11 protein-coding genes and 1 tRNA gene are annotated in these 17,694 nt (G+C 64.4%); 4 read left to right on the top strand and 8 right to left on the bottom strand.

The annotated features are described in order from the left end of the window. Positions 1–52 precede the first annotated feature (52 nt). A complete protein-coding gene (locus ACYU7Q_RS17985; RefSeq protein WP_460610808.1) occupies positions 53–1,153 on the top strand; it encodes an acyltransferase family protein in 1,101 nt (366 codons plus the stop codon). Positions 1,154–1,302: 149 nt separating this feature from the next. Further along, positions 1,303–1,375, top strand: a tRNA-Met gene (locus tag ACYU7Q_RS17980). Positions 1,376–1,443: 68 nt separating this feature from the next. Here ACYU7Q_RS17980 and galB read toward each other — a convergent pair. From galB to pxpB, 8 genes are all read right to left on the bottom strand, one after another. Further along, the gene (galB, locus tag ACYU7Q_RS17975; RefSeq protein WP_460610807.1) at positions 1,444–3,927 is read right to left on the bottom strand and encodes a beta-galactosidase GalB; all 2,484 of its coding nucleotides are present in this window, start codon (positions 3,925–3,927) and stop codon (positions 1,444–1,446) included. 191 nt (positions 3,928–4,118) lie between these two features. After that, complete coding sequence (uvrA, locus tag ACYU7Q_RS17970; protein WP_460610806.1) at positions 4,119–6,653, bottom strand: excinuclease ABC subunit UvrA; 2,535 nt, start codon at positions 6,651–6,653, stop codon at positions 4,119–4,121. Between the two features lie 165 nt (positions 6,654–6,818). Continuing rightward, positions 6,819–8,345, bottom strand: a complete 1,527-nt coding sequence (locus ACYU7Q_RS17965; RefSeq protein WP_460610805.1) for an NCS1 family nucleobase:cation symporter-1 — start codon at positions 8,343–8,345, stop codon at positions 6,819–6,821. 117 nt (positions 8,346–8,462) lie between these two features. Then, positions 8,463–10,055, bottom strand: a complete 1,593-nt coding sequence (locus tag ACYU7Q_RS17960) for a glycerol-3-phosphate dehydrogenase/oxidase (RefSeq protein WP_460610804.1) — start codon at positions 10,053–10,055, stop codon at positions 8,463–8,465. A gap of 43 nt (positions 10,056–10,098) precedes the next feature. Beyond that, positions 10,099–11,295, bottom strand: a complete 1,197-nt coding sequence (locus ACYU7Q_RS17955) for an NRAMP family divalent metal transporter (RefSeq protein WP_460610803.1) — start codon at positions 11,293–11,295, stop codon at positions 10,099–10,101. Then, positions 11,292–12,074: a LamB/YcsF family protein gene (locus ACYU7Q_RS17950; RefSeq protein ID WP_460610802.1), complete on the bottom strand. Its 783-nt coding sequence runs from the start codon at positions 12,072–12,074 to the stop codon at positions 11,292–11,294. Before ACYU7Q_RS17950 ends, ACYU7Q_RS17955 begins: the two co-directional genes overlap by 4 nt. A 45-nt stretch (positions 12,075–12,119) precedes the next feature. After that, complete coding sequence (locus tag ACYU7Q_RS17945; protein WP_460610801.1) at positions 12,120–13,157, bottom strand: 5-oxoprolinase subunit C family protein; 1,038 nt, start codon at positions 13,155–13,157, stop codon at positions 12,120–12,122. Continuing rightward, a complete protein-coding gene (pxpB, locus tag ACYU7Q_RS17940) occupies positions 13,154–13,906 on the bottom strand; it encodes a 5-oxoprolinase subunit PxpB (RefSeq protein WP_460610800.1) in 753 nt (250 codons plus the stop codon). The genes ACYU7Q_RS17945 and pxpB overlap by 4 nt, the downstream gene beginning before the upstream one ends. Before the next feature lie 125 nt (positions 13,907–14,031). On the opposite strand from pxpB, the gene ACYU7Q_RS17935 reads away from it, so the two are divergent. Both ACYU7Q_RS17935 and ACYU7Q_RS17930 read left to right on the top strand, forming a co-directional pair. Then, a complete protein-coding gene (locus ACYU7Q_RS17935; protein ID WP_460610799.1) occupies positions 14,032–16,605 on the top strand; it encodes a M1 family metallopeptidase in 2,574 nt (857 codons plus the stop codon). 29 nt (positions 16,606–16,634) lie between these two features. Next, positions 16,635–17,693: a 2Fe-2S iron-sulfur cluster-binding protein gene (locus ACYU7Q_RS17930; RefSeq protein WP_460610797.1), complete on the top strand. Its 1,059-nt coding sequence runs from the start codon at positions 16,635–16,637 to the stop codon at positions 17,691–17,693. The last annotated feature ends 1 nt before the right edge of the window (position 17,694 follow it).

Here is a 17,694-nt window from a genome sequence, read left to right as displayed (position 1 = left end):
CCTGATTCCGGCCGACCCGCTGCCGCGTAATTTCGCGGGCCTTTTACTTCATATGTCCACCGCGCCGCCGTCCACGCCCCTTGCTTTTCGCCCCGAGCTCAACGGCCTGCGCGCCGTGGCCGTGGGCGTGGTGGTGCTGCAGCACTGGGTGCACCCGCCATTTCCGTTTGGGGAGATGGGGCGGGCACTGTTTTTCATGCTCAGCGGCTATCTGGTTTCGGGCATTATCTGGAAGTACGGGGCCTACGTGGGAGCGCCCGGCGGCTGGGGCCCGCAGCTGCGCACGTTTTTCATTCGGCGGGTGCTGCGCATTATTCCGCCCTACTACCTGGCCCTGGCCGGCTGCTACCTGCTGCCCCTCGAAACCGTGCAGCAGCACCTGGGCTGGTTTCTGCTGCCGGGCGCCAACCTGCTGTTTTACAAGATGCGCGGCTGGGGCGACGGCTGCGGCCACTACTGGACCCAGGCCGTGGATGAGCAGTTTTACCTGCTCTGGCCGCTTGTGCTGGGGATGGTGGGCCGGCGGGTGTGGCCGTTGCTGGGGCTGGCGGTCACGGCCTGGGCATTTCGGCTGTTCTGGCTGGCGCAGGTGGGCTCGGGCATGATGCACCTGCTGCTGCCCTCCAGCCTCGACCTGTTTGCGCTGGGCACGCTGCTGCGGCTGGGCCAGCGCCAGGCCTGGCTGGCGCGGTGGCGCAGCGGCTGGCTGGTGCTGCTGGCCTGGGGCGCTTGGGCCGTGGGCGTGCGGGTGTTCGATGGCGGCCCGTGGGCGCTGGCGTGGCACGGCAGCTTCGGAACATGCATTGCTGGGGCCGCTTTCCTCACCATCAATTGGCTGCTGGGCAGCCCCGATGCCGCCCGCCGGCTCGGCCTGCTGCAGCCCGTGGCGCAGTGGATGGGCCGGCGCAGCTACGGCTTTTACCTCTATCACTTGCCCCTGTTCGTATTCTGGCAGCGACTGGTGTATTACTTTGTGCCCGATGCCACAGGGCGGGCCTTCTGGATGGGGCCCCTTCCCACGCTGTTGGTGCTGGGCCCGGTGCTGGCTGGACTGGCCGCCGCCTCCTGGTATTTTGTGGAAGAACCGCTTGACCGTTTCAAAAATCGCTTTCAGTACCAGAAAACAAGCTTGGCGGTGGCAGAAACAGCTTGAGCGGCAAAGCGCGCATTACCTGTGGGTTACGTCCGGCAATGCCAGTTCATAGCCTGTGGCTATCGAAAAAAAAGCACACCAAAAGGGCTAATTGACCACGCAGGCCTTGGTTTGTAAATAAATTTTCCTACCTTTGCAGAACCAAACAGTGCGGGGTGGAGCAGTTGGTAGCTCGTTGGGCTCATAACCCAAAGGTCACTGGTTCGAGTCCAGTCCCCGCTACCTAAAAGGCCGTTTCCAGATTGGAAACGGCCTTTTTTCTTTGGTGGCTACCGGAAGCTGGTATCTGCCTACTTGCCTACGCCAGCTTTTAGCGCCAGCGTGGCACTGGCCAAGCCGGGGGCCGATACGCTGAGCTGAATGTTGCCGGCTTTATCAGCGGCTTGCACAATGGCTACCAACTGGCCGTGGAAGGCGTGCATCTCGGGCTGGTGGAACAGCTCCAGGCTGGTAGGGTCGCCGTTGCCCATGGCGCGGAAGCGGCCCGCGCCGCTCACCTTCACTTGCAACTGGTTGGTGGCATCGGGGCAGAGGTTGCCCTGGGCGTCTTCCACGCGGGCCGTGATGTAGGCCAGGTCCTGCCCGTCAGCAGCAAGAGCGGTGCGGTCGGCCACCAGCTTGATGTGGTGCGGGGTGCCGGCGGTGCGCACGGTTTCTTCGGCCACGGCCTTGCCCTGGGCGTCGTAGGCCACTACTTTGAGGGCGCCGGGCGCGTATTTCACGTCGTTCCACATGAGGCGATAGCGCGTTTGGGACTGGTCCGATTTCGCCTTGGTTTGGCGGCCCTGACTGATGCCGTTCACAAACAGCTCGGCGGAGGGGTAGCTGGTATAGCAAAATACGGGGGTGGTTTCGCCTTCGCGGCCGGGCCAGGTCCAGTGCGGGAGCAGGTGTAGGGTGGGCTGGGCGGTGTTCCAATGGGCGCGGTAGAGGTAAAACCGGTCTTTGGGCAGGCCGGCCAGGTCGAGTATGCCGAACATGGAACTGTGCGAGGGCCAGGCCTCGTCGTAGGGCGTGGGCTCGCCGAGGTAGTCGAAGCCGGTCCACACAAACTCGCCCACGACGGCGGGCTGGTCTTCCTGCATCGCAAATTCTTCGTCGGGCGTCTGCGACCACCTGCAGACTTCCAGGTCGTAGGAAGACGACTGATTATCCGGGTATTTCTTGTGCTTGGCCTTCTCGACCGGAAACTTATACACCCCGCGCGAGCTCACCGTCGAGGCCGTTTCCGACCCCAGCAAGAAGCCCTGCGGTAGCTTGGCCACCGCCTCGGCGTAGCGACTGGGCTTGTAGTTGAAGCCGGGAATGTCGAGGGTGGTGGCCATGCCGAACTTGAAACCGTCGTCGTAGCGGTTCATGCCCGCGCCCACGGGGCGGGTGGGGTCTTCGCGGTGCACAATGTCTTGCAGGCGCTTAGTCAGCATCGTGCTGTTGGCATTGCTTTGGTCGGGCACTTCGTTGCCGATGCTCCACAGGATGACCGAGGGATGGTTGCGGTCGCGGTGCACCATGTTCACCAGGTCGCGCTCCGACCATTCATCGAAATACTGGCTGTAGCCGTTTTTCACCTTCGGCGTTTTCCATTCGTCAAAGGCCTCCACCATCAGCATGAAGCCCATTTCGTCGGCCAGGCTCACTAGCTCCGGCGTAGGCATGTTGTGCGAAGTGCGGATGGCGTCGCAGCCCATATCCTTCAGCAAGGCCAGCTGGCGGCGCAGGGCAGCCGTGTTCACGGCCGTACCCAGGGGGCCCAAGTCGTGGTGGTTGCACACGCCCTTGAACTTGCGCGGCTGCCCGTTCAGTGAGAAGCCTTTGCCGGCCTCAAACTTGAAGGAGCGAATGCCGAAGCGGGTGGTGTACGTGTCCTTCAGCGCCTGTCCCGCATACAGCTTCGACGCCGCAGTGTAGAGCACGGGCGTTTCGGGCGACCACATCCTGGGCTGGGGCACGGTCAGGGTTTGGGCAAATTCCGGCTGGTCGGGCGCGGCCAGGCTGCTGGTCTGGGTGGCCACTACCTTGCCGGCCGCGTCCCGAATTTCGGTGACGAGGCGCAGGGCCGGGCGGGCACCGCCGGGCGCCGCCACCTGGGTGCGCAGCTTCACCTGGGCCGCCTGGGACGTAATTTCGGGTGTGGTGAGGTAGGTGCCCCACACCGGGATGTGCACGTCGTCGGTCACGATGAGGTGCACGTTGCGGTAAAGGCCCGCGCCGGGGTACCAGCGCGAAGACTGGGGCTGGTTGGTGAGGCGCACGGCCAGCGTGTTGTCGGCGCCGGCTTTCAGGAAAGAGGTGATGTCGAAGGAAAAGGAATTGTAGCCGTAGGGCCAGTTGCCCACTTCCTGGCCGTTCACGAAGACGTGGGCGTCGCTCATGGCGCCGTCGAAGAGCAACACGGCCCGCTTGCCCGGCCCGAAGCCTGGCACCGCCAGCTTGCGCCGGTACCAGCCCGTGCCGATGAAGGGCAGCCCGCCCGTGCGCCCGGCTTTTTGGGTGGCAGCCTTCTCGTTGTTCTGCTCAATTTTCACCGTTTGCAGGTCGTTCTTGCCGTCGAAAGGGCCGTAGATAGCCCAGTCGTGCGGCACCTGCACGGTTTGCCATTGCGCATCGTTGAAGCCGGGCTTGGCGGCATCGGGCTGCTCGCCTTTGGCAAATTTCCAGTTCGAACTCAGGGTATATTCCTGGCGGGTTTGGGCCGCGGCCGGGCGGGCAGCCACCAGGCAAAGCAGCACAAATGCACCGCGCAGTACCTGGGGAAAAGAGGAAAAATGCACCATCAAAAAGCAGTCAGGGGATATGAAAATACCTTTTGTTAAGTAGTCTTCAACGAGCGAGTGTGTCAACAAAGCCGGTCCTGCTTTGACTGCGTTCAGCAGGACCGGCTAGTGATTTCATGCAATACTTCTGTGCAGCGGCGTAGTTGTAGCTGCGAACTTACCTGCTGTTGGGGGAGGTCCGGATTTCAGCCTCATTTTGATTCGGCCAAAAAGCGGTTCAGATAGGGCGCGGTGCGGCTTTGCTTGGCGCGGGCTACCTCGGCCGGCGGCCCGGCGGCTACTACCTTGCCACCGTCCTCACCCGCGCCGGGGCCGATGTCGATAACCCAGTCGGAACCGGCCACTACCCGCATGTCGTGTTCCACCACAATAACCGTGTTATCAGCGGCTACCAGACCTTCGAGCTGGAGCATCAGCTTCTCAATGTCCGACGGGTGCAGGCCGGTGGTGGGTTCATCCAATACATAAAGCGTGTTGCCCCGGCCGATGCGTTGGAGCTCAGTGGCCAGCTTAATGCGCTGGGCCTCGCCGCCGGAGAGCTCGGTGGCGGGCTGGCCGAGACGCAGGTAGCCCAAGCCCACTTCCCGCAGCACCGTGAGGGCCCGGAAAATGGCGGGCTCGTCGGCGAAGAACTCCCAGGCGTCGTCCACGGTCAGGCCCAACACTTCGGCAATGTTGCGGCCGTGGTACTGCACTTCGAGGGTTTTGGCGTTGTAGCGCGCGCCGTGGCAGACGGGGCAGGGCGCGTACACGCTGGGCAGGAAGAGCAATTCAACCATCACGAAGCCCTCGCCCGAGCAGTTTTCGCAGCGGCCTTTGGCCACGTTGAAGGAGAAGCGGCCGGCGTCGTAGCGGCGCTTGCGGGCCTCGGGGGTGGCCGCGAACAGCTTGCGGACGTGGTCGAACAGGCCGGTGTAGGTGGCCATGTTGGAGCGCGGCGTGCGGCCGATGGGCTTCTGGTCGACGCGCACCAGGCGCTTGATTTTGTCGAGGCCGGCCGTGATGCGGCCGCCCAGCGTGGCCGGTGCGGGCGCGGCCAGCGGGTCGGTTTCCTCTTCTTCGGCCTCAATGGCCTGGCCCAGGCTTTCGGCTACCAGCTCGACCAATACCTGGCTCACGAGGCTGGATTTGCCCGAGCCCGACACGCCGGTAACCGTGGTGAACACGCCCAGCGGAAATTCTACAGCCAGGTTTTCGAGGTTGTTGCGCGTCACGCCGGCCAGTTTCAGCCAGCCGGTGGGGGCGCGGGGCGGCGCTTCGGGCAGGGCGGGCGCATCGAAGAGAAACTGGCGCGTCTGCGATTCCAGCATGAGGCGCAAGCCCTCGGGTGGGCCGCTGTAGAGGATTTCGCCGCCCTTCTCGCCGGCGGCCGGGCCTACGTCCACCAGCCAGTCGGCCTGGCGAATGACGTCCAAATCGTGCTCCACCACAAAGAGCGAATTGCCTGCGCTTTTCAGGCCGGCCAGCGCCTTCAGCAGCGCTTCGGTATCGGCCGGGTGCAGGCCGGCGCTGGGCTCGTCAAGAACATAAACTACGCCGAACAGGTTGGAATACAGCTGCGTGGCCAGCCGCAGGCGTTGCAGCTCGCCGGGCGAAAGCGTAGGCGTGCCGCGCTCCAAGGACAAATACCCTAGCCCCAAATCGAGCAGCACCGTGAGGCGGGCGGCCAAATCTTCGGCGATGCGCCGCGCTACGATGGCCTGCTCCGGATGCTCCTTATCGTGCTTCTGCTTGCCGGCTTTGCCCTCGGCAAACGGCTGCAGCAGCGCCGACAGCCGCTTCAGGGGTAGGCGCGACATTTCGGCGATGTCCAGCCCGGCGAATTTCACCGACAGCGACTCCCGGCGCAGGCGCTTGCCGTGGCAGGTGGGGCAGTCGGAGCCCAGCATGTACTGGGCCACGCGCTTCTTCATCAGCGCGCTTTGGGTGGTGGCGAAGGTGTGCAGCACGTACTTCTTCACCCCCGTGAAGGTGCCCATGTAGCCCGGCGGCTCGCGGCGCTTGATGGCGCGCTGGGTTTGCTCGGGCGAGTAGCCGGGGTACACCGGCAGCACGGGCTGCTCCTCGGTGAAGAGAATCCAGTCGCGGTCCTTCTGGGGCAAATCTTTCCACGGAGTATCTATATCGAAGCCCATGCTCACCAGAATGTCGCGCTGGTTCTGGCCGCCCCAGGCCTGGGGCCAGGCCGCAATGGCCCGCTCGCGGATGGTGAGCGTGGGGTCGGGCACCATGCTTTGTTCGGTTACCTCGTACACGCGGCCCAGGCCGTGGCAGGTGGGGCAGGCACCCTCGGCGGTGTTGGGCGAAAAGGATTCGGCGTAGATGATGCCCTGGCCGGGCGGGTAGTCGCCGGCCCGCGAGTACAGCATCCGCAGCAGATTCGAAAGCGTCGTGACCGAGCCCACCGACGAGCGGGTGCTGGGCGCGCCGCGCTGCTGCTGCAAGGCCACGGCCGGCGGTAGCCCCTCAATGGCCGTCACCTCGGGCACGGCCATCTGGTGAAACAGCCGGCGGGCGTAGGGCGACACCGATTCCAGGTAGCGCCGTTGGGCCTCGGCGTAGAGCGTGCCAAATGCTAGGCTCGACTTGCCCGAGCCCGACACGCCGGTGAACACCACCAGCGCATCGCGGGGAATCTCGACATCGACGTTTTTGAGATTGTGCTCGCGGGCGCCGCGCACGCGCACGAAGCCGGAACGGGAGTTAGAAGTAGCAGGTTTGAGCATGGTCGGAATCGGATTGTACCAGCCTTCATACGGGGATTCCGGGAGCGGTAGCACAAAGTCCGTTCATCGACGCCGGCCCGCACTGAGCCGTACCCCGATGGTAGCATTGAAACATAGTGGTTTGCCGGTCTGGTGGCGGTAGTGTGATTTCCGGTTGCCAAGGACTTATTGCGCCACCGAAGGTGCGGAAGCTGCCATTGCCGAAGACGCCATTGCCGCTGGCCGGACGGCCGTTTGCCCACGCATCAGCAGCCAATACACTAGCCCGGACACCGCAAACCCCACGAACCAGGCGTAGTTGTACACGGCCACCAGCGCCGGCCACACCGCGCCTTTGTTCAGCACGCCGATGGCCGTGAGGAAGCCCGGCACGTTGGGCAGCACGCCGATGATGAGGGCGATAATGGCGGCCGGGTTGAAGCCGCCGCGGTAGGCATAGCGGCCGTGGTACTGGTACAAATCGGGCACGTCGAGCTGTTGGCGGCGCACGAGGTAGTAGTCCACAATCATGATGCCGCCGATGGGGCCCAGCAGCCCCGAGTAGCCCACCAGCCAGGTGAAAATGTAGCCCGAGGGGTCGGCAATCAGCTTCCAGGGGAATATCAGTACGCCCAGCACGCCCGTGATATAGCCGCCAGTCTTGAAGCTGATGCGCTCGGGCGAGAAGTTGGCGAAGTCGTTGGCCGGGCTCACGATGTTGGCCGCAATGTTGGTAGCCAGCGTGCTCAGGGCCACGGCAATCATGGCGAAGCTCACCAGCAGCTTGCTGTCGAAGCGACCGGCCAGCACCACCGGGTCCCAGATGGTTTTGCCGTAGATGATGAACGTGGCCGAAGTCACGACCACGCCCACAAAAGAGAACAACGTCATGGACGCGGGCAGTGCCAGCGCCTGCCCTAGCTGCTGTGCCCGCTGGCTCACGGCATAGCGCGTGAAATCGGGAATATTAAGCGAAAGCGTGGCCCAAAAGCCCACCATGCCCGTGAGCGAGGGAAAAAAGAAAGCCCAGAACGCTGCGCTGGAAGTGAATTTGCTCGGCTGCGCCAATATCGGCCCCAGTCCGTGCCCGGCCGATATGGCCCACCACAACAGCGCCAGCGCCGCCAGCGGCAGGAAAAACGCCTTGAACACCAAGAGCTTGCGAATGCTCTCGACCCCGAGGTACACCACGTACATATTCAAGGCCCAAAACAAGAGAAACACCAGCGCCGGCCCCGTAGCCAGCGCCCAGCTGGCCGGGAAAATGGCCGGCAGCGTGCCCAGCGAAGGCACCCACAGCACGGCCATCTGGTAGAGCGCGTAGCCGCCAATCCAGGTCTGGATGCCGAACCAGCCGCAGGCGATGATGGCCCGCAGCAGCGCCGGCACATTGGCCCCGCGCACCCCGAAGCTGGCGCGGGCCAGCACCGGAAACGGGATGCCGTAGCGCGCCCCGGCCCGGCCATTGAGCAGCATGGGGGCCAGCACAATGGTGTTGCCCAGAAAGATGGTGAGCAGCGCCTGCCACCAGTTCATGCCGCCCTCAATCAGCGAGCTGGCCAGCATGTAGGTCGGAATGCACAGGCTCATGCTAATCCAGAGCGCGGCGTAGTGGCCCGTGCCCCAGGTGCGCTCGGCAAAAGGCACCGGGGCCAGGTCGAGACTGATGAGGCCGGGGGCGGGCGAGGTGGAAGTTTCCGAAGAAGTGCTCATGCGATTATCCGTAAAAAGGCCGGGCTAATGTAGGGAAAACGCGCTGGTTTAACTCGCTGGCTGCGTTCCGATTCCTGAATTAATTGCCCCGCGTGAGGTAATGCCCGCTGCCCCGCACTACCCCGCCAACCGATAGCCCTGCGCCAACTCTACAAACGCCGCCACCTGCCGGGCCTGCCAGGCGGCATCGTGGCCCAGCTCCCGGGCCAGCAGGGCGGCCACGGTGGGTGCGGCGCGCACAGCGGCCGCCGCGTCCAGAAACAGCAGACGCACGCGGCGGGCCAGCACGTCTTCCACGGTGCGGGCCAGCTCGTGGCGGGCAGCCCACACCACCTCGGCTTGCAAAAAGTCGAATTGCGCATCCAGCTTTGCGCCCAGTGCCGGGTTGTCGGCAATGAGTTTCAGCAGGGCCGGCTGGTCGCTGCCATAGGCGGCCAGATGGGCGGGCAAAGTGGCCTTTTCGGCAAGTGCGCCGGCACCGTGGATGGCCAGGTGTTCCGTTTGGCAGGCGGCAGGCGGTAGCTGGCCCAAGGCAATGGCCTGGTCGATGGTGTCCTGGCCCATGCGGCGGTAGGTGGTCCACTTGCCGCCGGTAATGGTGACGAGCCCGGTGGCCGAAACCACGATTTTGTGGCGGCGCGAAATCTCCTTGGTTTTAGTCGAGCCCGTCGTGGACGCTGCCAGCGGGCGCAGGCCCACGAAGACGCTTAGCACATCGGCGCGAGTAGGGGCGTGGGTGAGGTATTGGGCAGCGGTGCGCAGCAGGAAGTCGATTTCGGCCTCCTGGGCGCGGGGCTCCAGGCTGGCGGTGGGCACGGGCGTATCGGTGGTGCCCAGCACTAGGCGGCCCAGCCACGGCACGGCAAACAATACCCGGCCGTCGTCGGTGTGCGGAATCATCAGGGCTGCCGCGCCGGGCAGAAACGACTGGTCCAGCACCAGGTGCACGCCCTGGCTGGGCTGCACCAGCGGGGCGGCTTGCGGCTCGTCGAGTTGCCGGATTTCATCCACGAAAATGCCGGTGGCATTCACCACGGCTTTGGCGCTTAGCTTGTATTCGCGGCCGGTTTCCTGGTCGGTGGCGCGCACACCGGCCACGCGGCCGGCGGCGTCTTTCAGCAGGCCGCGCACCGGGAAGTAGTTGAGCGCCGTGCCGCCGCCATCGATGCAAGTCTGGGCCAGGTTCACGGCCAGGCGGGCGTCATCGAACTGGCCGTCGTTGTACAGCACGCCGCCGCGCAGGCCTGCCGGGCGCAGGCCGGGCAGCTGGCGCAGCGTCTCGGCCCGGCTGAGGTGCGTGGAGGCGCCCAGGCTCAGGCTGCCCGCCAGCAGGTCGTACATTTTCAGGCCGAGGGTGTAGAACGGGCCACCCCACCAGGTATAATTCGGGATGATAAACGCCTGATTACGGCACAGGTGCGGAGCGTTGCGCAGCAGCAGGCCGCGTTCGTGCAGCGCCTCGCGCACCAGTCCGATGTCGCCCTGCGCGAGGTAGCGCACGCCGCCGTGCACCAGCTTGGTGCTGCGGCTGCTGGTGCCTTTGGCAAAATCGGCCTGTTCCAGCAGCAGCGTCTTATAGCCCCGGCTGATGCCGTCGAGCGCCACGCCCAGCCCCGTGGCGCCCCCGCCAATCACGATGAGGTCCCAGGCCGGGGTGGCGGTAAGCTGCCGGAGCAGGGTTTCGCGGTGGAAGGGGTTGGGGGTGGACATGGGAGGGATTTGGAACCAGCACGTCGTTCATTTTACTCACTACTCACCGCAGCAGCCCGCCCACCTGCTCCACCAGCACGGGCACGCTCAGGCCGCCCATCACCAGCACTACTACCCAGCCGGCGGCCAGCATCCAGCGCGGGTGGCGGTAGGGGCCCATCAGGCGGCGGCGGGTGGCCGCAATCAGCACAATTCCTAAGGCGACGGGTAGAATCAGCCCATTGATGGCCCCGGCGAAAACCAGCAGCTGCGTAGGCTTGCCGATAAATACGAAAATACTGGTTGATAGAACAATAAATACTGAGATGCAGGCCCGCTCGTACCGCGCAAACACCGGGTGAAAGGTCTTGAAAAACGACACCGACGTGTAGGCCGCGCCCACCACCGACGAGATGGCCGCGCTCCACAAAATCACCCCGAACACTCGAAAGCCCACCTCGCCCGCCGCCGCGCGGAACACGCCCGCGGCCGGGTTGTCTTTTTCCAGAATGGCCCCGTGGCTGAGCACGCCCACAATTGCCAAAAACAGCACAAACCGCATGATGGTGGAAATAACAATGCCGCTGACGGCGCTGCGCGTTACTTCATTTTGGTTATCAATGCCTTTGATGCCCGCGTCGAGCAGCCGGTGCGCACCCGAAAACGTGATGTAGCCGCCCACCGTGCCGCCCACGATGGTGACAATGGCGGCGGCGCTGAGTTGAGCAGGCAGCAGCGTGTGGTGCAGCGCCTGCACCAGGGGCGGGTGCGCGCTGAAGGCAATGCCCAACGTGAGCAGAATCTTGACCGTGCCGAGAATCTTGGTGAACCCGTCCAGCATCTTCCCGATTTCGCGCACCCAGAACAGCAGCAGCGCCACCCCGCAGCTAATCATGGCCCCTTGTTCGTACGACAGGCCGGTGAGCACATTCAGCCCCAGCCCGCAGCCCGCGATGTTGCCGATATTGAAGGCAAAGCCGCCCAGAATGACCATGCCGGCCAGGAAGTAGCCCAGCCCCGGCAGCAGGCGGTTGGCCAGGTCCTGCGCCCGCAACTCGCTCACCGTGAGGATGCGCCAGGTGTTGAGCTGCGCGCCGATGTCGAGTACCACCGAAATCAGTATAACGAACCCGAAGCTGGTGAGCAGCTGCTGGGTGAACACCGTGGTCTGGGTGAGAAAGCCCGGCCCGATGGACGAATTCGCCATCAGAAACGCCGCCCCCAGGCTGGCCCCGCCGAATGCGCGAAACTTCGGCTTCATCGGGTGCTTTTTGAGCCGGTGGCTTGCAGCTGTACCCCGGCGGCGCGCAATTCCTGGTGCAGGCGCTGGGCGAATTCGAGGGCGTGGGCGCCGTCGCCGTGCAGGCACACGGTATCGGCCCGAATGGCCATGTCGGTGCCCTGCTGGGTGCGCACACCGCCGCCCTGCACCATGCGCAGCACCTGGGCAATGGCCGCGTCGGCGCTGGTGATGAGGGCATCGGGCTGGCGGCGCGGGGTGAGGGTGCCGTCGGCCTGGTAGGTGCGGTCAGCGAAGACTTCGTGGGCGGTGCGCAGGCCGAGCTTCTCGCCGGCTTTGGTGAGCTCGGAGCCGGCCAGGCCGTAGAGCACCAGCTCGGGCTGCACCTTGTACACGGCTTCGGCAATGGCCGTGGCCAGGGCGGCGTTGGTGGCGGCCATGTTGTAGAGCGCACCGTGGGGCTTTAGGTGGTGGAGCTGGCCGCCCTCGGCCTTCGCGATGGCATTTATTGCCCCCAGCTGGTACACCGTCATGTCAAACGCTTCCTCGGCCGAAATATCCATGTTGCGCCGGCCGAAACCCACCAAGTCGGGCAGGCCGGGGTGGGCCCCGAGGGCCACATTATGCTTGAGGGCAGCGCGCACGGTTTGCTTCATCACGGCGGGGTCGCCGGCGTGGTAGCCGCAGGCGATGTTGGCCGAAGTGATGAGGGGCATCAGCGCGGCATCTTGGCCCAGCGTCCAGGCGCCGAAGCTCTCGCCCATGTCGCAGTTCAGGTCAACGGAGTGGGTTGGGGGCATGTTGGGATTAATAGATTTGGCGCGAAAGAACGTCAAGAAAGCCCGTCATGCTTCGACTACGCTCAGCATGACAGGCTTTCTGCAATCCCCAAAAACCGTGGTAATTCCCCGCCGCAACCCGCGCACCCGCACTTCCTGCGCCAGATACAACGCCTGTGCCTCATCCAGCGCCACTTCCTGAAACCGCAGGCGCTGCCCCGGCCGCAACTGTGCCAGCGCCGAAAAATCGGCCGAAATCACCTGCGCAATGCGTGGGTAGCCGCCGGTGGTCTGATGGTCGGCCAGCAGCACGATGGGCTGCCCGCCGGCTGGCACCTGCACCGTCCCGAACGTAACGGCGCTCGACAGCAGCTCGGTGGCTTCGAGCCGCTCAAGGCCCGGCCCTTGCAGGCGGCAACCCATGCGGTCGGCCTCGGTGCTGACGGTGAAGGGCTCCTGCCAGAATGCCTGCTGGCTTTCGGCCGAAAACTGCACGTATTCCGGCCCGCGCACGGCTCGGATAATGGGCTCCGGCCGGGGCATGGGCCACAAGTCCGGGCCGGGCGTGAAACGAGCCTGGTTCCATGCTTTTTGGCTGTTGAAAAGGGCGGCCTCAATTGCCGCGCCAGTTGCGGAGGGCTCACCGATTGGCAGCACATCACCGGCCCGCAAGGCCCGGCCATCCAGCCCCCCAAAGCCGGCCCGTAAATACGTAGAGCGGCTGCCCAGCACCAGCGGCGCGGCCACGCCGCCCGCCACCGCCAGATACGCCCTGCATCCCGCCACGGCCGGCCCGAACGCCAGCTCCGCACCTGCTGCTAACCAGATGGCGCGGTTCCGGCCTACCGGCTGCCCATTGAGGGTGGGGGAGAGGTGCGCGCCGGTGACTGCAATCAGATGGTCGGCATCGAAGCAGATTTTCGGCCCCAGCAAGGTAATTTCGAGACCAGCGGCGGTTTCAGCATTGCCCACCAGCAGGTTGCCCACGCGCAAGGCCACGGTATCGGCCGCGCCACTCACGATGATGCCATCCTGCTGATAGCCGAAGCGGCCGAGGTCCTGCACGGTGGTCAGCAGGCCGGGACGGAGGATGCGCAGGCTCATGGCTGAAGCTCCTGCCGTTGAATTTCCATGAATTCTGCCTCCGAAATGGCCACAAACCGCAGCTTCTGGCCCGCCCGCAGCCGGCTGGGCGCGGCCCAATGCGGATTGAACAGCCGGAGCGGTGTGCGCCCAATGAGCTGCCAGCCACCCGGCGTGGGCAGCGAGTAAATCCCCGTTTGCGGCCCGGCGATGCCTACCGTGCCGGCCGGTACCAGCGGGCGCGGCTGCGGTCGGCGCGGCGTGGCCAGCCGGGCATCCAGCCCGCCCAGGTACGGGAAGCCGGGCGCGAAGCCAATCATGTGCACCAAGTATTCCGGAGCAGTGTGCCGGGCGATGACCTCAGCCACCGATACCTCGGCATGAGCGGCCACGAATTCCAAATCTGGCCCAAACGCGCCGCCGTAGCACACCGGGATTGTTACGACTTTGGTTTCAAAGGCGGCCTCATAATCAGATTCTTCGGCAGCTGCCAGCAAATCCTGCAGCTGCGCCGCTACTCGCTCGTAGGGCGCGTAGCAGCCGTTTTCGCTCACCAAGTAAGGGTCGTAATACACGGTGAGGGTGGTGAAAGCGGGCACCACCTCGCGTAGCCCTGCAAATGGCTGCCGCGCCAGCCGGGCGCTAAAACCCGCAATGGCCCGGTGCGTAGCCGGGCTGATGCGGTCGCCGAATTCGAGCACCACGGCCGCATCGCCCATCGGATACAGGCGCACCGGCGGCATCTCAGACGGCGGCAGGGCAGTACTCACAACGCGGCGGTTACTTTTGAAGCTCTCAGCACTGGCCTATTCCAATGACATTTAGCTTTCGTAAATATGGCAGGGCCGGGGCGGTTCTGCTGGCGCTGAGCGCCGCAGCCTGCCACCGTGCCCCCATGTTCAGCACGCCCGTGACGACCACCCCACAACCCGCAGTACCGGCCACGCCCGCCGAGCCCGACCCGCCCGTGACCACCGGCGTGTCCGAAGCGCTGGCCGTGGCGCGCAAGGCCACTATTAGCCGCGTGGCTTATAATATCAGCCTGGGCATTCCCGAAAAAAAGGCCAATCCAATTGAGGTGAGCGAGTCCGTCTCTTTTTACCTGACCGACAACCGCCACCCGGTGCAGCTTGATTTCAAGGCTGCCACCAGCCACCTGCGCAGCCTCACCGTCAACGGGCAGTCCGTGGCCCTCGACTACCGCAACGAACACCTCGTGCTGCCCGCCGCCGCGCTGCGTCTGGGCCGAAACGTGGCCGAAATCAGCCTTACGGCCGGCGAATTATCACTCAACCGCAATGACGATTACCTCTACACCCTGCTGGTGCCCGACCGCGCCCGCACCGTCTTACCGGTCTTCGACCAGCCTAACCTGAAGGCTACTTTCAGCTTAGTGCTGACTGTGCCCGCCAGTTGGCAAGCCATAGCCAATGCGCCCGTGGCCGATTCTGTGCTCAATGGCGCGACCAAGCACTACACTTTCGCCGCTTCCGACAGCATCAGCACCTATCTGTTTTCCTTCGCGGCCGGCAAGTTCACGCGCCTCAACCGGACCCTGAGCGGCCGGCCCATGAGCTTCCTGCACCGCGAAACCGACCCCGCCAAGCTGCGCCTCAGCCTCGGCCCCATTTTCCAGCTGCACGCCGATGCGCTGGCATTTATGGAGCAGTACACCGGCCTGCCATACCCGTTCCAGAAGTTTGATTTTGTGGCGATTCCCGATTTTCAGTACGGCGGCATGGAACACGTGGGGGCCATTGATTACAAGGCCTCGACGCTGTTTCTGGATGAGGGCGCGACGCAGGACCAAATTCTGGCCCGCTCCAACCTCGTGTCGCACGAAACGGCGCACATGTGGTTCGGCGATTTGGTGACCATGCAGTGGTTCAACGACGTGTGGATGAAGGAGGTGTTTGCCAATTTCATGGCCGATAAAATCACGCAGGTGGCCGTCAAAAACTCGAACTACGACCTCAAGTTCGTCATCGACCACTACCCCGCCGCCTACGGCATCGACCGCACGGCCGGGGCTAACCCTATCCGCCAGCCGCTGGCCAATTTGCAGGATGCAGGCTCGCTCTACGGCAACATCATCTACCACAAAGCGCCCATCATGATGCGCCAGCTGGAGCGCCTGATGGGGGCGGAGGCTTTCCGCGACGGTCTGCGCGAATACCTCAAAACCTACGCCCACGGCAACGCCACCTGGCCCGACCTCATCAAAATCCTTGACGCCCGCACCCCCGCCGACCTGCAAGCCTGGAACCAGGTGTGGGTGAACCAGCCCGGCCGCCCCGTCTTCACCTACCGCTACAGCGGGGGGCACGACAAGCGGTACGGGCTTTATGTGACGCAAACGGCCGAGGACGGCTCCGACCGCCTGTGGCCGCAGGAGTTTGAGGTGCTGATAGAGTCGGCCAGCGGCGAGCAGCAGCAGCAGCTGAGCGTGAAAATGGAGGGCAAGGAAAAAGAAATTCGGCTGCCGTTTCTGCCCCGGCGCATCGTTTTCAATTCCACGGGGCTGGGCTACGGCGTATTTCCGGCCGCGCCGGAATTGTTGACTGCCGTGCCGCGCCTGCAAAACCCGGTGACCCGGGCGGCCAGCTACGTCAACCTGTATGAGAACATGCTCAACGGCCAGGATATTACGCCGCTGAAATTGCTCACTGCCTATCGCCAGGCGCTGACGCTAGAGCCCGAGGAGCTGAACCTGAAGTTGCTCACGGGCCAGGCTAGCGCTGTTTTCTGGCAGTTTCTCACGCCGGCCCAACGGCTGGCCGTGGGGCCGGGGCTGGAAAAAGACCTGTGGGCGGCGCTGCTGAAAAACTCCTCGCCCAATTCCCAGAAGCAGCTTTTCAAAACCTACCAGTCCATTGCCCTGACCAAGCCGGCCCAAACCCGCCTATATCAAATCTGGCAAACTCAAAAAGCGCCCGCCCGCGTGAAGCTGACCGAGGACGACTACACCGCCCTGGCCCTGGCGCTGGCCGTGCGCGACTACCCCGCCGCTGAACCCATTCTGCCCGCCCAACTTGCCCGCATCACCAACGCCGACCGCCGCCAGCGCCTGCAGTTCCTCATGCCCGCGCTGTCGCCGGACGGGGCTACCCGCGATGCTTTTTTTGCCAGCCTGAAAGACAAAACCGGCCGCGCCAAAGAAGCCTGGGTCACGGCTGCGCTCGGCTACCTGCACCACCCGCTGCGGCAGGCCACGTCCGAGAAATACCTGCCTGCCAGCCTGGATTTATTACAGGAAATTCAGCTCACCGGCGATATTTTCTTTCCGTATTCCTGGCTCCAGGCTACGCTGGGCAGCTACCAGTCGCCCACGGCCGCCGCTACCGTGCGGAGCTTTCTGGCCGCGCATCCCGATTATAATCCGCAGCTACGCGCCAAGCTCCTGCAGGCGAGTGACGACCTGTTTCGGGCCGAGAAGCTGGCGCGGACTGGCGCAGAAAAGCAGCTGTAAATTTTCCGTCTTCCTACTCGTGTGTGGCCATGTCGAACGCCTATCAGCAGCTCACGATTGTCGAAATCCGGCAGCACGGCCCCTCGGCCCGCACGCTGGTGTTGCGGCCACGGCCCGGCGAAACCCTTGCGTATCAGCCCGGCCAATACCTGACGCTGGTGCGCGAGGTGTACGGGGCCGAAGTGCGGCGCTCGTACTCGTTCAGCTCGGCCCCGGCGCTGGATGAACTGCCCGCCATCACCATCCGGCGCGTCGATAACGGCCTGTTTTCGCGCTGGCTGGTCGACCAGGTGCGGGTGGGCGATGTGCTGCGCACCAGCGGCGTGGGCGGGTTTTTCACGCTTCCGCCCGATGTAAGCGCCTATCAGCAGCTCGTGTTCGTGGCCGCTGGCAGCGGCATCACGCCGCTGTTTTCGCTGCTGAAAACGGTGCTGATGCAGCAGCCCCACTTGGCCGTGCTGCTGCTCTACAGCAACCGCACGGCGGCCGATGCGCTGTTTCTGGAAGACCTGCGGGCGCTGGCGCTGGCATTCCCGGTGCGGTTGCAGCTGGAGTTGTTTTTCAGCAACGACCCCATTCTCTACCGCGCCCACCTGCACAAGGAGCTGCTGCAAGCCCTCGTGACGCAACTCGTGCCGGGCTTTCCGGCACGCACGCTGGCCTACCTCTGCGGCCCCATCAATTTCATGCGAATGGCCACCTACGGCCTGCACGAAGCGGGCCTGCCCCTCGGCCTCATGCGGCGCGAGCTGTTCTTTACCAGCGCCGTAGCGCCGGCCCCCGCCGTGCCGCCCGATACGGCGTCGCACGAGGTAGCGCTGCAAGTACGCGGCCAGCAGCACCGGCTGTGGGTGCAGTTTCCCGTCACCATTCTACAAGCGGCCAAGCGGCAGGGCCTGCGTCTGCCCTACAGCTGCGAGGTGGGCCAGTGCGGCAATTGCGCCGTACGCTGCACCCAGGGCCGCGTCTGGATGAGCGCCAACGAGGTGCTGACCGACCGCGAACTGGCCCGCGGCCTGGTGCTCACCTGCACGGGCTACCCCGTGGGCGGCGACGTGCAGCTGGATTTCGACCAGAAAACGGGATGAG

The sequence above is a fragment of the Hymenobacter terrigena genome, from assembly GCF_054776515.1.
Note: the sequence above shows the minus strand (reverse complement) of the source record. Positions and strands in the feature narration are given on the sequence as shown.